At 52.9% G+C, this 14,433-nt stretch carries 11 protein-coding genes; 2 read left to right on the top strand and 9 right to left on the bottom strand.

The features are described from left to right. Nucleotides 1-39 precede the first annotated feature (39 nt). On the bottom strand, nucleotides 40-1,191 hold the full coding sequence (locus tag R50912_RS02380; RefSeq protein ID WP_042232140.1) for a DUF4179 domain-containing protein: 1,152 nt from the start codon (nucleotides 1,189-1,191) through the stop codon (nucleotides 40-42). Then, nucleotides 1,178-1,780, bottom strand: coding sequence for an RNA polymerase sigma factor (locus R50912_RS02375; RefSeq protein WP_442950498.1), 603 nt, complete (start codon nucleotides 1,778-1,780; stop codon nucleotides 1,178-1,180). The genes R50912_RS02380 and R50912_RS02375 overlap by 14 nt, the downstream gene beginning before the upstream one ends. 227 nt (nucleotides 1,781-2,007) lie before the next feature. On the opposite strand from R50912_RS02375, the gene R50912_RS02370 reads away from it, so the two are divergent. Continuing rightward, entirely contained in the window at nucleotides 2,008-2,916 is a 909-nt protein-coding gene (locus tag R50912_RS02370) for an ArsR/SmtB family transcription factor (protein ID WP_042232138.1), read from the top strand. 5 nt (nucleotides 2,917-2,921) lie between these two features. After that, entirely contained in the window at nucleotides 2,922-4,193 is a 1,272-nt protein-coding gene (locus tag R50912_RS02365) for an MFS transporter (protein ID WP_042232137.1), read from the top strand. A 443-nt stretch (nucleotides 4,194-4,636) separates the two neighbouring features. Here the strand turns inward: R50912_RS02365 and R50912_RS02360 are convergent, their stop codons facing one another. From R50912_RS02360 to R50912_RS02330, 7 genes are all read right to left on the bottom strand, one after another. Next, nucleotides 4,637-5,275: a histidine phosphatase family protein gene (locus tag R50912_RS02360; protein WP_042232134.1), complete on the bottom strand. Its 639-nt coding sequence runs from the start codon at nucleotides 5,273-5,275 to the stop codon at nucleotides 4,637-4,639. 68 nt (nucleotides 5,276-5,343) lie between these two features. Next, on the bottom strand, nucleotides 5,344-6,147 hold the full coding sequence (locus tag R50912_RS02355) for an AAC(3) family N-acetyltransferase (RefSeq protein WP_042232133.1): 804 nt from the start codon (nucleotides 6,145-6,147) through the stop codon (nucleotides 5,344-5,346). A gap of 84 nt (nucleotides 6,148-6,231) precedes the next feature. After that, nucleotides 6,232-7,815 (bottom strand): response regulator, encoded by a 1,584-nt coding sequence (locus tag R50912_RS02350; protein WP_042232130.1) that lies wholly within the window; start codon nucleotides 7,813-7,815, stop codon nucleotides 6,232-6,234. A 2-nt stretch (nucleotides 7,816-7,817) separates the two neighbouring features. Beyond that, the gene (locus R50912_RS02345; protein WP_042232128.1) at nucleotides 7,818-9,710 is read right to left on the bottom strand and encodes a cache domain-containing sensor histidine kinase; all 1,893 of its coding nucleotides are present in this window, start codon (nucleotides 9,708-9,710) and stop codon (nucleotides 7,818-7,820) included. Between the two features lie 99 nt (nucleotides 9,711-9,809). After that, a complete protein-coding gene (locus R50912_RS02340; RefSeq protein WP_042232126.1) occupies nucleotides 9,810-11,510 on the bottom strand; it encodes a type 2 periplasmic-binding domain-containing protein in 1,701 nt (566 codons plus the stop codon). A gap of 100 nt (nucleotides 11,511-11,610) precedes the next feature. Next, the gene (locus R50912_RS02335) at nucleotides 11,611-12,501 is read right to left on the bottom strand and encodes a carbohydrate ABC transporter permease (protein WP_039309712.1); all 891 of its coding nucleotides are present in this window, start codon (nucleotides 12,499-12,501) and stop codon (nucleotides 11,611-11,613) included. A gap of 18 nt (nucleotides 12,502-12,519) precedes the next feature. Further along, on the bottom strand, nucleotides 12,520-13,509 hold the full coding sequence (locus R50912_RS02330) for an ABC transporter permease (protein ID WP_042232124.1): 990 nt from the start codon (nucleotides 13,507-13,509) through the stop codon (nucleotides 12,520-12,522). Between the last annotated feature and the right edge of the window lie 924 nt (nucleotides 13,510-14,433).

Raw genomic sequence — 14,433 nt, 5'->3', positions numbered from 1 at the left:
GATGCGCTGCGGGTACCGCCTTTTTCTATACAGGTATGATTACTTCGCCAGCGATGGCACCGGCGCTGATACCGGCACCTGTACCTCCACCTCAAATTCAGGGATATACTCCTTCTCCTGGTTACCCTCCGGGTCTATGGACAATATCCGGAAGGGCTTTACCGTGATATGGTCCGTCTTATTCTGGAGCGGTTCGAATAGTGCAGCAGCGATCAGCACATTGCCTCCTGTGGCATTCCAGCCAGTAGACCCGTTGATCTCCCGCAATACATGGCCCTGATCATCCACAAGATCATAGCCCAAGAAATCCTTATGATTGACAGGCTGACCTGCAGGCCGTTCAAGACGGGTGGTGATCCTCGTTGTAATCGGAGTAAGCTCAACGGTGTCCAGCGTGAAAATCATACCGGAGCTCCGGCGGTTTAACGGCTCCGCAATGATGCTGTGGTAGGTCTTCTTTTGCACCGGCAGCTTAATTACAAAAGGCTCCTGTATCCCCTGTACATCTACGGTAAGCGTAAGCTCAAAATCATCCGGGAAAGCCCGCCCCCCCTGATTCTGCAAATCCGTGAATTGGATGATCCTTGAATCCGCATCCTTCCCAAGAAGGATATACGGGCCAAACGAACCCCCGCCGCTGCTGCCAAGCGGACCATAGGTATTGATATCCTCACCGTTGACCGACAGCTTAATATCTGTCATGAGATCACTAACATCCCCCTGCCGGAACTCCAACACATCTGTTTGGCGCTCGATCCCAAGCGATACGCGAATTCCATCGTACAGCACTTCAGGTACAGTAAGCGTTAGTCCATCGTGGGTATCGCTCAGCTCCGGTACTGCCGCCAACCCCTGCTGGTCCGCATTCCGCAGCCCCAGATCCCCGGCCAGCCTGAAGATCGACTCCATCCCCGGAATCTGCTTAATGGACGCGGCCAGCGTCGGGGAGATAAATTCTGTCCCCGTGGGCAGCAGAAACAGCAGCAGCACCGCAGCTACTATGGCTGTACCTCTTCGAAGTACACTGCCTCGTCTTCTGCTCACTCCGACTGATTCTGTCCCCGTTCCCCGCTGCTGCCCGTTCTTGTACCGGTTCATTATGCGTTCCTCCAGATCTACCTGGACCGGTGTATCACGGACCATCCGTCTGATCTGCTCCAGTTCTTCTTCCTCCCTGTTAGCGTGGTTCATGAGCGATCATCCCTCCACTGTTTTGACGGCGTCCGAGTTTTTTGCGCAGCCGTTCATATTTTTTGCGGACCGCCCCGGGGTTCAAGTCCATAATCGTTCCGATTTCCTCAAAGCTATGCTCCTCCAGTGCCCTCAGCAGCAGAATTTGCCGTTCTTCCATACTCAGCTTCTCCAGCAGTTCATGAACAACCTCCGTATATCGTGAACCTTCGGCACACTCCACCTGCTGTTGGTGGCTCCTGTAGATGGAGAGCAGCCTGAAGCCCTTGTTCCTCTGTTTAATCCGGTCCAGGCAATGGTTGCGTGCAATGGTGTACAGCCAGGCGGAGAAAGAGACCTTTGCCGAGTACTGCCCCACCCGCTCCAAGGCTCTTATAAAAATCTCCTGAGCCGCATCCTCCGCCTCTTCCCGGTTACCCAGCAGGTAATAGCAGTACAGGTAGATCGGCCGCTGAAAATGTCTGATGATCCAAGTGAAGGCCTGTATATCTCCCAGCTGAACCTTCTCAACCCTTTGCTCCACGGTCAGTTCTGCCGCCTGCTCCTGCTCTGCATCTCTATTCGTCCGGCAGATTTCCGTTTCATCCACAGCTCCCCCTCCTCTCTGCCTGTATAACTGTCAAAATCCTGATTTTGTGACACGCGCTCTAAAAAATCCTGGAGGCTCGTGAAGTCAGCCCTTGCAAACACAAATATGTTCGTTTATTATAAAACAATAAGTTTGTTCTATATTCATAGAACTAAATCGAAAATAGTTATTACCTGTTCATTATACCGCTGCCGTAATATCACTTCTCCAGAAAGCAGGTACCCCCTATGGATTACAAAGTAACGGTCGATTTCGCGCCAGTCTATGAGTGCATCTCCAGCTTGAATGCTTTTATCGGGAAGCAGAATCACAATGCTATGGACGCTGGAATCTCCTGGATTCGCGAGGTGCAGACCCGGTTCGCCCCTGTAATGCTCCAGAAAATGAAAGCAGTACTGAAGCTCACCGATAACTTCAGTCTGTCTCCTTACATATGGAGCTGTCCGGAGGAAGAACGCACAGTCAAGAGGTTCCTGGACTGGTTCGAAGCTCTCTCCCCGGGTGAGCTGTATGAGATTGCCGGCCGCTTCGGGCAGACCGTCCCCTCTAACCTGGCCGAGCTGCGAGGCTCTGCCGCTGAGGTCATCAGAGCTTGGGATACAGGGTATTTCAGCAGCATTGATCCGGCCATTATGGAAGGGCTGCAGCAGGAGGCTGCGGCAAGGGCGGCGCTGCTGAACGGCACGAATGATATGGAGGTGTACGAGACGGCCACAGCAGGCATGCGGCTATACCCTTCAGAAACCCTGAAGCAGGTCATTATTACCCCGCAATATCATGCCCGGCCTCTCGTAACCTCCACACTTTTTGATGAATTTATGTTCACCAGCTATTCCTGTGATATTCTTCCTCCGGAAAAAGGCCGGCCTGCGCCGGCACTGCTGCGGCTTACCCGGGCGCTGTCGGATGAGACGCGGCTCTATATTCTCCGCCTGCTGACAGGCAGACAGCTGAATTTCACTGAGATTGTGAAGGAGGTTGGCCTGTCCAAAAGCACGATCCACTACCATCTGATCGCACTGCGGGCGGCGGGTCTGGTCATTGTTCATACTACCAGCAAAAGCACGTCCTACAGCCTGCGCCTTGAGGCTTTGAACGGCCTGCCCGGACGAATCGGGGAATATCTGGAGGGGTGAGTTCTATGCAGAAACGCAGCTATTACGGGTTATTATCCACGATTTCCTTGAGTGCCTTCGGCGATGCCTTTGGACTGCTGGCAATGGAATGGCTTGTCTATGAGCTGACTGGCTCCAAGCTGGCTATGGGTGCACTTGCCCTCAGCTCCATGATTCCGGAACAGGCACTCCGCCTGCTCGGCTCACCCTTGTCTGACCGGCTGCCCCGCGTCCGGTTCATGGCCTGCCTCGCCTCTCTGCGCTTGCTGGCCCTCCTGCTGCCGCTGGGCATGGGGCTGGCCGGCCATCTGCAGCTGTGGCATTTGTTCGCTGCCGCCAGTCTCAGCGGAGCCTGCTCCGCCTTGTTCATGCCAACCGCAATGGCCGTGATTCCCGGCATCACAAGCACTAGCAAGCTGATGCGCGCCTTTGCAATCATCGACGGCTGCAAGGGTGCCGCCGCACTCCTGGGCCCGGCTCTCGCAGGCGTTTTGACCGCAGCCAGCGGGGCCTTGCCGGCGCTCGGCATCAATGCCGTTTGTTATACGGCAGCGATAGCCACTCTACTGCTCTTGCCCCGCATGGGTAAGCCGGCAGCAGCCCCTGCCGGCAGCTTCTCGATAGCCCTCTATCTGCGGGAGGTAGCGGAAGGCTTCTCGTTCTACCGGCAGTTCCCCGCCATGCTGACGATTATGATGATGGCCGCCGTCAGCAATCTGAGCTCCATTGCCGTATGGACCATGATGGTCCCGTATGTCCGCGAGGTGCTGCACCGGGATGCGGCTGCAGTAGGTTCACTGTCCACGGCCTCTGCGCTCGGATACTTAGCCGGGCTGGGCGTGATCTCCCTGATGGGCGAGATCACGAAACGGCGCATCGTGATGCTCGGCAGCCTGGGCTTATCGGGTATCGTCACTATAGTGTGGGGGTTCATCCCCAGCTATCCCTTTGCCCTATTTGCGGTATTCGCCGCTGGACTGCTGGGACCTTTCTTCGGTTCCTTAAGCTCCTCCCTGCATGGACGGCTGGTTCCCGGCCATCTGCAGGGACGGGTGAATTCGGTCCGGTTCCTGATTGGCGGGAGCCTGTCGCCGCTTGGTGCCTTAGCAGGAGGAGCGGTCGCCGAGCTCTATGGGGTGCAAGTTCTTTTGTTCGCTGCTGGAATTCTTCCGGCGTTGTATGCAGGTGTGGCGCTGCGCTTACCCGGACTGAAGGCACTGGACGGCGACCTATCCGTGATTGAACAGAGCACGCGTCCGAAGAGTGAAGTTACCCTAACGGGCAATGTGCCTGTGTAGATTGAACTCTGTTTTTTATAATCACGGGCTGGGCCGCGATCGAAACTGTGTGAAATGCTTGGACTCCCGGCGGGCGGGCACTTTAATTTCGTGTAGGCTAGAAGTAAAATGTTGCACTTTCTGCATAATTTTAGCGCAGAAGGGGCCTTCCGAAGCGCATTGTTGCACTTTTTGCAGGATTTCTGCCGGTTTGGTGCCCGTCAGAGCTAGGTTGTTGCACTTTCTGCAAGATTTTGCAGAATAGCTGCTGACCAGAAGCAAATTGTTGTAATTTGTACAGCAATTCATCAGTCTGGACGGAGCTACGGGCAGCGCAGCGCAAGCAGCTGCGGCTTCCCCTGCGAAGCCGCAGGAAGCGGGCGGCGCAACACGTCAAACAGGCGATGCCGTCATGCACATCGCCCTGTCTCTCTTATGAATATTACGGCTTGGCTTGCCAGTGATCAGGATTCCATCCCGCCCTCACTGGTCTCATAATGGCTGGTATCGCCGTGAAGCACAATCTCGGCCACACCGTCCGTGATATCAATTCTGCACAGACAGGTAGGATAGATGTAAGGCAGATCCCAGAGCTTGTTCATCGCCCGGCCTTCGTAATATGCCATAAGCACCTTAATTACTACCGTATGCGTCACAATGAGCACTGTACCGCCTGCTTGAAGATCTACGATCTCACGCAGCTTGCCCAGCGCACGCTCCTGTACCGCTGTGAAGGTCTCGCTGCCCGCTACACTGAACTGCTCCGGGTCGCCCCAGAAGAACTGATGCTGCTCCGGATACTGAAGCTGCAGCTCTGCGGAATCACGGCCTTCCCAGACTCCCATGCCGATCTCCTTGAATTCATCGCAGGCCGTAAGCGGCAAGTCCCGCTCTCCCATGATAATCTCCGCCGTCCGCAGCGCCCGGGGACTAGAGCTCGCGTACACCGCGTCCAGCTCCACCTGCTGCATGCTCCGGCTTAGCCATTCTGCCTGCTGGACGCCCAGCGGCGTAAGCTCTGAATCCTGATGACCCTGCATCCGCTTCTGTACGTTCCATTCCGTCTGCCCGTGCCGGGTAATGTACACCGTTGTAGTAGTCATGAAGCCCTGCTCCCCTCAAGACGATAGCTCTCTTGCTCTATCCATAATCAATTACGCCTCCGCACCTCTTACGTGCGCTTGCGTTCCAGCCACTTCACCGCGTAATCTACAATCTCCCGTTGCGGAATCAGCTGTGCTGCAGATGCGGCAACCTGTCCGCTGGCAATACGTCCAGTCTCCCGGCCAAAGTCCACGCCCAGCTCCGCAAAATCATCCGAATTCCAGTTGTAATCACTAAATTCCACCCATTGTCTGACTCCGTCCACCATCACCGGCGCTGCAGCCATGACTTCCTGTTTCCCGGCATAGTCTGCCCGGTATTCCGCCAGATGCAGTGAGGTGTTATTGAGACTGTCCACACCAAGCAGCAGTACGCTTCCTCCCAGCTCATACATCCGGGCCAGCGGAGAGTACTCGCCGAAGGCATACTCCAAACTATGCCCGTCAATTATGACATCCCGGTGCTTCCCCCATGCCGCAAAAGAATCAATCGGGTGGCTGCTGCGCCGCACCCCCTGCTGCTTGCGGAAGCAGTCGGGAATAACCCCCATCCCTCTAAGAGGGGTCAAGTCCGGATCATAAGCAGGCATATGCTCCCGGATGCCCGGCCACCAGGCCTCCGGCACCGGAGGTTTGCTCCAGCCTGACGGATCGGTCAGATCCGAGGAATGCGTCGGCATAACGAGCGTTCCTTCATCACCCAGCACCGTCTCCAGCGCCAGAATAACGGCAACCGGACCGCCGGCAACCCATTGTCCCAGAGATTTAAAGGACGAATGCAGCAGCAATGTCATCCCTTCACGCACGCCCAGCTTACGGAAGTCGGCGGCAAGTGTATCTACAGTAATCAATGCTCCTTGTACTTCTTCCATTCCGTTGCCTCCAGTATTCTGATCATCCCATGTTCATATTCATACCGTTAATCCGCTGTCCTAGCCCATAGACTCGTAAGCACGCTAAGAATCCTTATCCTCCGTCTGGCCTGAATAACGCTCCATCAGCTGCTTCGTCCGATACTCACCGGGAGAGATACCCTCCAGTTCCTTAAAGACACGCGCGAATTGCTTGCTGTTCTCAAAACCCACAGCCTCAGAGACCCCGGCCAGCTTGACGGAATTATCGGCCAGCAGCTCCTTGGCGTGGCGGATGCGGACTTTTTTGAGATACAGCACAAAGTTCTCCCCGGTGTACGCCTTGAAGGCTTCACTGAAATATGAATAATTGAGCGAGACATAATTGCTGACCATAGCCATATTCAGCGGACGGGCATAATTCGCTTCGATATACGCCAGCGCTTCTTCCATGTCCGCATGCTCGGTATGCGCAGATCTTATTCCTATAATATAATCGTTCACACTAAGGAGCAAATGCTCCAGTGCCCGGTAATAGTCGTGGAAATTGCTGAAATTATACAAGTTGCCGACCGCGCGGTACAGCTTCAGCACTTCCACCGAAGCCTCTCCATGCACACGGAACACCTCATCCAGCACCCGTTCATTAATACTCCGCCCTACATTCTCCAGGTAATCCAAATCCAGATGCAGCAAATGATCCGTCTGAAAAATAACACCAAGCAGCGTCTTGATCTCCTTCTCCCGCTCGGTTCCCAGCATATTAAGCAGCTTGCGCAGCTCCTCCTCCGGGGAAGGGAAGCTCAGGCGCCCGGCGCGGATATCCTTATAGTCGACAAAGCTGGCCTGCGGGGACAAAAAAGTATACTGCAGCGCCCGGTACGCCTCCATGTAACAAGCACGGAACTGCTCCGGACTCCGGCTCTCACTGCTTATACCGATGAGCAGCCGCTTAAGCTCTTTGGCATCAGCCTTACCAGACAGCTCCAGGAAGCTCTCCACATTCCCCACAAGTACAAGCTTCCCGTCCCAATCGGTCAGAATTTCCGTGAATTTATGCTCCAGCGGTCCGATCAGCCGCTCCAGCACGCCCTGGACCTCTCCGTGATTCATCCGCGCGCCGTCCCGGTGATAATAATTGACTACGCCTACTGTAAAAGGAATCTGCAGCGTCAACAGCTCCTCCAGCTGTGCCGCCGATGCTTCAATCTCCCGCTGCATCAAAAACCCCCGCAGGCGGGCAACCCGCAGCTCACGGCGGTAGCCTTCCGCCTCCTGCTTCTGCCGCAGGCTGCTCGACTGGCGGTCCATTCCCTCCTTGCCGATCCGTTCGAGAATCTCGAACAGCTCTTCGCGGCGGATCGGCTTCAGCAGATAATCCTTCACGCGGTAGCGGATCGCGCTTTTGGCATATTCGAAATCATCATGGCCGCTTAAGATAATGACAGCAGGCGGCTCCTCCTTGCCTGCTTCCACCGACAACCGTTCCAGCAGCGTGATCCCGTCCATAATCGGCATCCGGATATCCGTAATAATGATATCCTTCCGCTCCTGCTTGTACAGCTCCAGCGCTTCCGCACCGTTGCCCGCCATCGTGATGCTGTAGACAGACGGATATTCCCGTTCGATCATCGCCTTCAGACCTTGACGGATCATTTTTTCATCATCCACGATCAGCAGATTGGTCATAGCTAGTTATCCCCCGTCAATAGAACTTTGGGCAGTGACATGAACACAGTTGTCCATTTCCCTGCTTCACTCTGCACTTCCAGCCCGTAAGCTTCACCGTAGAACAGCTGCAGACGCTGATGCACATTGCGCAGTCCGACGCCTCCCGACTTATACCCGCCGTTGCTGGTTCCCGAAGGGTCAGCCCCCGGTTCCTCCTTGGCATAAATCGCCTCATGCAGATGGGTCAGCTGCTGCGGCGTCAGCCCGAGGCCATTATCGCGCAGCGAGATGAAGATATCCCCTTCGGCCTCCGTAATATCGATCCGCACAACACGGTCCGTGAGCTCTATCCCGTCCGCATTCCAGGCATGCTTAACACTGTTCTCAACAATCGGCTGCAGCGACATTTTGAGCACCTCCACTTCCAGATAAGCGCTGTCAATATTAAGCTCCAGCCCAATGGTATGCTCGAATCTTATATTCATAACCTCTATATAGTTCTGGATATGGCGGATCTCATCCTTCAGCTTCACATATTCACCTGTCCATTTGAAATTATAGCGCATCATGCCGCCAAGCCGGGTAAGCGCATCCGAGATCGTCCGCTGATTCTCAATCTCCGCCAGCATTTTGATATTCTCCAGTGTATTGTAGAGGAAGTGGGCATCAATCTGATTATGCAGCGTCCGCAGCTCAGCTTCCTTCGACAGCGCCTGTTTATGGACAGCCTGAGCCACCAGCGTATTAATTGTGTTCATCAGCTTGGAGAAGTGATGGGCAAGCTCGCCGACCTCGCCGCCTCCGCTGACGCGGATACTTCCATATGGCTCCCCCCGTCGGACTCTCTTCATCGTTTCAGTCAGCCGGCGGAGATTCTTCAGGATGAATGCATTCAGCACGTAAGCAATGGCAGTAACCAGGAAGATGAAGCCGATATTAACCCCGATAATCAGATTACGGGTACGCGAAATATCCATCATCACACCTTTCATCGAGACCACAGTGACCAGAGAAGCATTGATCTGCTCCAGCGGCGCCTGAATTAGCATGAAGGAGTTCCCGTTCTCCTTATAATCCATCACCCATTTACCGGTCTTCCCGAACTCTGCCAGCCGGTCTTTGATTGCCGCAGTTAGCCCCTTATTATTCTCCAGAAAAGAGTGGTCTGTCCGGGTGAACAGGTTCAGCTCATCATCTGCAAGAATCATCTGGGATTCATTATCCTGCACGGAGGTATACGTCTTGGGTGTGAATTTACTCAGCAGCATATCTACCTGAACCATCCCGATGTGATTACCGGCCGGAATGCTGATCTCCCGCAGCACCGATACCTTCGGTTGTCCCTGCTCTGCTTCGCCCGAGAAGCGCTTCATCAGGTCAATATCTGAGTTCTGAAAGGACCACAGATTCCGCAATCCCTCCAGCTCCAATGCCTTCTGAAACCAGGGCTCCATGGAGACCCGGGACTCACGGAAAATAACCGGCCACATCTCATATACATTTTTACTGCTGGAATACAGGTACAAATGCTCAATATTCGGATTATTGAACTGGATCTGGCTGAGGTTCATAAAGCTGGTTGTGTTGTAATCAATCAGCTCGCCGAGTGTAGGATCACTTTCGCTGATCAGATACTCCCGGGTAATTTTATCACTATACGCCATCTGGAGCGCCCGCTCCATCGCCTCAATCTGATTGAGTACATGCAGCTTCTCCATCTGCAGCAGATAGTCGTTCTTCTCGATCGCATCCTGCATATACGTATTGTTAATGGCCTTGTACGAATAGAAGGACACCAGCAGACTGGGTCCCAGAATAATGAAGATATAAGCCACAACCAGCCGGCTTTGCAGTGATCTCCGTCCGAGCCAATAACGGAAGGAATTCCATAATGCTCCTGTTCGTTTGCGCATATTCACCTCTCCGTTAATGGCTGGAGCCTTTTAGATCCCGTTACTAGAAAATAACCCAAAAGCCCGCGGTTAGCGGGCAATTGGGTCTTATATTGAAGACTACATTCCGAGTTTTTTCTTGTTCTCTTCATATTTAGTCTGGCGGTATGCATCGAAGGTCGCTTGACCTTCCTTCTCTTTTTTAGTGAGATATTCAGACCAGATCTTATCGAATTCCGCATCGGATTCAGCCATCAGCAGCTTCGGCATGGTTTTGCCGCGCAGCTGTTTCAGCTTGGTGGCGATGATGCCTTCCGGCGAGTTACCGCTAGGATCAATCAGCTGGAATTCCGAAGTATTAATAGATTTTCCGCGGGTCCAGTCTTCCAGTTGTTTGAACGGCTCAACGGATTTTGGTGCCCACTGGTCGGTAATATTCGTATTCTGCATCATCCAGAAGGTGAACGAAGAGCCGTATTGCTTATCAAATGCTGCACGGTCCGAGTTCATCAGCTTAAGGGCTTCAGGGAGGAACTGGTCCTTGCCCTCAATTGTATCATAGCTGACCCCTTTTTCGCCCAGGAAAAGATCCTTTTGGCCTTCTTCACTGTTCAGGTAGCTGAGGAATTTAATTGCGCGTGCTTTATCCTTAACATCCTTGGAGATCAGGGTAACCGTCCAGCCGGAGATCCCAGGTCCATTCAGTGTTGGCTGATCCATTTTGGTATTGGCTGGTCCATCTACAGCAATGTAGACCATCTCAGGATTCTTCTGGAAAATAGTTCCTTGCTGGGAAGCAAAGTCTGTACGTTGATACAGCATTGCGAAGTAGCGTCCCTGTACGATCTTTTCTTCCATTTGTGCCCGTTTGTCAATGAAGATATCTTTTGCCAAGAGTCCGTCCTGGTTAGCCTGGCGGAGTGTCTTCATCCAGCGTACATATTCAGGATCGGTTTCACGGTCATATACCTTGCCGTCTTTTTCCCAAGGAATCGCCAGGAAGTTCTGAATGTAGCCTTCCAGCGAGTCATTGCCGTTCTCAGTGAACTCATGCAGACCCAGTGGAATCAGCGGCTGGCCGTTGACTTCAGGGAATTTCTCCTGTGCTGTCTTCAGCGCAGCGAGGAAGCCTTCAGGGGTACGCATATCCGGACTGCCGATGGCTTCATAAATATCCTTGCGGACTGCGAACGTCTGGTTCGATACATAGGTATCGCCATATTTTTCATAGTCGGCTGGAGAAGAGGAAGAGTTAGGATAGCCGTATACATTGCCGTCCGGCTGAGTGTACCAGCCAAGCTTATCTTTATCGGAAACTTTGTAGAAGTAAGGGTCGTATTCATCAGCCAGCTTGTTCAGCGGAAGCACCAATTCGCCTTCTACCATTTTTTTGATGGCATCTTCCCAGTAACCGAGGGTGATGAAGTCAGGCAGCTTGCCGGAAGCAATCAGCGTGTTCAGCTTCTCATTCTCATTCCCTGCAGGCACGATAAAGTTAACGTTAACGCCGGTCTTTTTCGTAACATATTGCGAAGTTGGATCTACGCCCCATTTGTTGGCAAACCAGGCAAAGTTCAGATACCAGTCGAAGGTGATTGGTGAAGTGTCGCTCATCCAGCCTGGCTCATCGCCTGTTGCTGCAGGAGCTGTCGTTTCTGTTGCATTGGTTGCCGGTGCCTCTGTAGCTTCCGTAGCCGGCTTCTCCGTTGCTGTATTTCCGTTTGCGGCATTATTATTGCTTGAACAACCCGCTGCAGAGAATGTCAGCATTAGTCCCAAGAGCAGCAGGACCATTTTCTTTGGCTTATGTTTCATGCCCATGCTTGTTTACCCCTTTTCTAGAAAATAGTAATTATAAGCTCAACCCCGCTGCCCGCAAGACAATGGGCTCCGGAGGAGTTACCCTGTGGTTCGCAGATGCTCAGCCTTTGATGGAGCCGATCATCATGCCTTTCACGAAATATCGCTGCAGGAACGGATAGACGAACACGATTGGCAGCGTTGTGACAACCATGGTTGCCAGCTTGATGGACTGGGAGGTTACCGACCTTGTGGCCGCGCTGCCCTGGACAGCAACCATCATCGTATTGGAGCTGGACTGGGCCACGACCCGGAACAGATAGGTCTGAATCGGCTGAAGGTCCACATTGTTCACATAGATGATGCCGGCAAAATAATCATTCCATTGATACACGCCGTGGAACAGCGCGATGGTGGCAATAACCGGCATGGAGACCGGAAGCACGATCCGCAGTAAGATGGACCAGTCATTGGCTCCGTCAATCCGCGCCGCTTCTTCCAGACCGTCAGGGATCTCCCGGAAGAAGGTCATGAAGATAATAAGATCGAAGAAGCTGAACATGACAGGAATGATGAAGACCATGAAGTTATCGAGTAAATGCAGATCACGCATCAGCAGGAAGGTTGGGATCAGGCCGCCGTTAAAGAACAATGTAATGGTGCCGATCAGAATGTAGAGCTTGCCGCCAACCAGATCCTTACGGGACAAGGCATAAGCTACCATCGCTGTAAAGAATACATGCAGAGCCACACCAAGGACTGTCTTGAGTACGGTAACCCCCATCGCCAGCATAATCCCCGGACTTGCAAATACTGCATCGAAGTTCTTCAGCGTGAACATCCGCGGCCACCAGTAAATCCCGCCCAGCATGGCGTCATTGCCGTCATTGAAAGCGTTGACGAGCACATACCAGATCGGATACAGCGTCAGGAAGCAGACGCAGAGCATAACCAGATTGTTTACGATATCAAAAATCGCTTCGCCTTTGGTTTTACGTTTAAGAGCAAACATATATAGGTCCTCCTTGTCCTAGAACAGCGACGTGTCGTTGATTTTTTTGGATACCTGATTGGCAATCAGCAGCAGAATCAGTGCAATGACTGCTTTGACCAGGGTGACCGCCGCAGAATAGGAGAAGCGGTTGGAGACAATACCTGTCTGATAGATATAGTAATCAATTACATTGGAAGTACTGTCGTTAAGCGAATTCCGCAGCACCAGAATCTGGTCGAAGTTCGAGTTCAGTACGCCGCTGACTGCCAGAACGAACAGGATGCTGATCGTGGCCCGGATGGCCGGCAGAGTAACAAACCACATTTTCTGGAAACGTCCTGCGCCGTCAATCGTTGCTGCTTCATACATTTCCGGAGACACACCGGCAATCGCCGCGAGGTAGATAATCGCTGACCAGCCTAGATCCTTCCAAATGTCGGAGGTGATGATTATCGTCCAGAAGTAACTCGGTTCAGCCAGGTAAGTGATCGGCTTGTCAATCAGATTGAGGGCAAGCAGAATATTATTGATAATCCCTATATCCGCGAGCCAGGTGGCCAGAATGCCGCCAAGCACAACCCAGGAGAGAAAATGCGGCAGATAGGAGATCGTCTGAATTGTCTTCTTGAATCTGATGGAACGGACCTCATTGAGGAACAGGGCGAATATGATCGGCAGCGGGAACCCGATAAGCAGCTTGATCAAGCTGATCCCGAGCGTGTTGCGGATAACATTCGGCAGCTCCTCATCTGCGAACAATTCCCTGAAATGCTCCAGACCCACCCAAGGGGCTTCGGCAATCGACTTGACGATATTATATTCCTTGAAAGAAATAATCAAGCCGTAGATCGGGATGTAGTTGAATATGATCATCCATACTACACCAAGCAGCGCCATGGTCTGCAGATGACGCTGGGCTACAAATTTCCTCCAGAGCGTATTTTTGCGAACTGAACCGGTTTCGATTGACGCCGGAATGAGCGGCCCCATTACCGGATTTGGTTTGGTGCTTTGTTTGTTCTCCATCGTATGGACCTCCAAAATCCCCAACTTTAATGTGTGAAGCGTTTTCATCTCTATGTACTTATTGTATGCGTTTTAGTATTTGGGCGTAAGGTCCCAGATTTCGTATTTGGGGTCTCATTTTTCGGCTTGGCTCGATAACTCAACCGCCATCGGTGATGGCTGCCGGAAGCCCTGAACTTCCGGCAGCTATTCTCTCTTCCCTTTCCAAACCCCTTCCGCGCATGCATGGGTGAGTGCTACTCTGCCCGTTTGGAACAAATCCAAAGCTACTTATCCCTCGGGGGTGCTCATTCCGCCCACGTCCGGCGGATTCAGGGGCACTTCTGCCCCTCATTCCTCCATATCGCCCACTTCCGGCGGATTCAGGGGCACTTCTGCCCCTCATTCCAGCATATCGCCCACTTCTGGCGGATTCAGGGGCACTTCTGCCCCTCATTCCTCCATATCGCCCACTTCCGGCGGATTCAGGGGCACTTTTGCCCCTCATTCCTCCCTATCGCCCACTTCCGGAGGATTCAGGGGCACTTCTGCCCCTCATTCCCCCATATCGCCCACTTCTGGCGGATTCAGGGGCACTTCTGCCCCTCATTTCACTCTATCGCCCACTTCCGGCGGATTCAGGGGCACTTCTGCCCCTCATTCCTCCCTATCGCCCACTTCCGGCGGATTCAGGGGCACTTCTGCCCCTCATTCCCCCATATCGCCCACTTCTGGCGGATTCAGGGGCACTAACTCTAATCCACCTAACCCCGGGCAATCAAAAGGAGGCCCAGCCGGGCCTCCTTGCTGTACCTTTATTAACTTGAATGAATATATAGATTGAACTTGTATTTTTGCTATTATGGGATTGCCGTGACTCCAAAGAATATTTGTCCCTCCGGCCGCTGTTGTCTACAAATTTCTTGAATTTAACCCGCTGTTTCG

Source organism: Paenibacillus sp. FSL R5-0912, assembly GCF_000758605.1.
Classification (GTDB): domain Bacteria; phylum Bacillota; class Bacilli; order Paenibacillales; family Paenibacillaceae; genus Paenibacillus_AQ.
Note: the sequence above shows the minus strand (reverse complement) of the source record. Positions and strands in the feature narration are given on the sequence as shown.

What these genes read in the sequence shown, in the direction of transcription:
- R50912_RS02380 (WP_042232140.1), bottom strand. Translation starts at nt 1,191, where the DNA reads ATGAACCACGCTAACAGGGAGGAAGAAGAACTGGAGCAGATCAGACGG.
- R50912_RS02370 (WP_042232138.1), top strand. Translation starts at nt 2,008, where the DNA reads ATGGATTACAAAGTAACGGTCGATTTCGCGCCAGTCTATGAGTGCATC.
- R50912_RS02365 (WP_042232137.1), top strand. Translation starts at nt 2,922, where the DNA reads ATGCAGAAACGCAGCTATTACGGGTTATTATCCACGATTTCCTTGAGT.
- R50912_RS02360 (WP_042232134.1), bottom strand. Translation starts at nt 5,275, where the DNA reads ATGACTACTACAACGGTGTACATTACCCGGCACGGGCAGACGGAATGG.
- R50912_RS02355 (WP_042232133.1), bottom strand. Translation starts at nt 6,147, where the DNA reads ATGGAAGAAGTACAAGGAGCATTGATTACTGTAGATACACTTGCCGCC.
- R50912_RS02350 (WP_042232130.1), bottom strand. Translation starts at nt 7,815, where the DNA reads ATGACCAATCTGCTGATCGTGGATGATGAAAAAATGATCCGTCAAGGT.
- R50912_RS02345 (WP_042232128.1), bottom strand. Translation starts at nt 9,710, where the DNA reads ATGCGCAAACGAACAGGAGCATTATGGAATTCCTTCCGTTATTGGCTC.
- R50912_RS02340 (WP_042232126.1), bottom strand. Translation starts at nt 11,510, where the DNA reads ATGGGCATGAAACATAAGCCAAAGAAAATGGTCCTGCTGCTCTTGGGA.
- R50912_RS02335 (WP_039309712.1), bottom strand. Translation starts at nt 12,501, where the DNA reads ATGTTTGCTCTTAAACGTAAAACCAAAGGCGAAGCGATTTTTGATATC.
- R50912_RS02330 (WP_042232124.1), bottom strand. Translation starts at nt 13,509, where the DNA reads ATGGAGAACAAACAAAGCACCAAACCAAATCCGGTAATGGGGCCGCTC.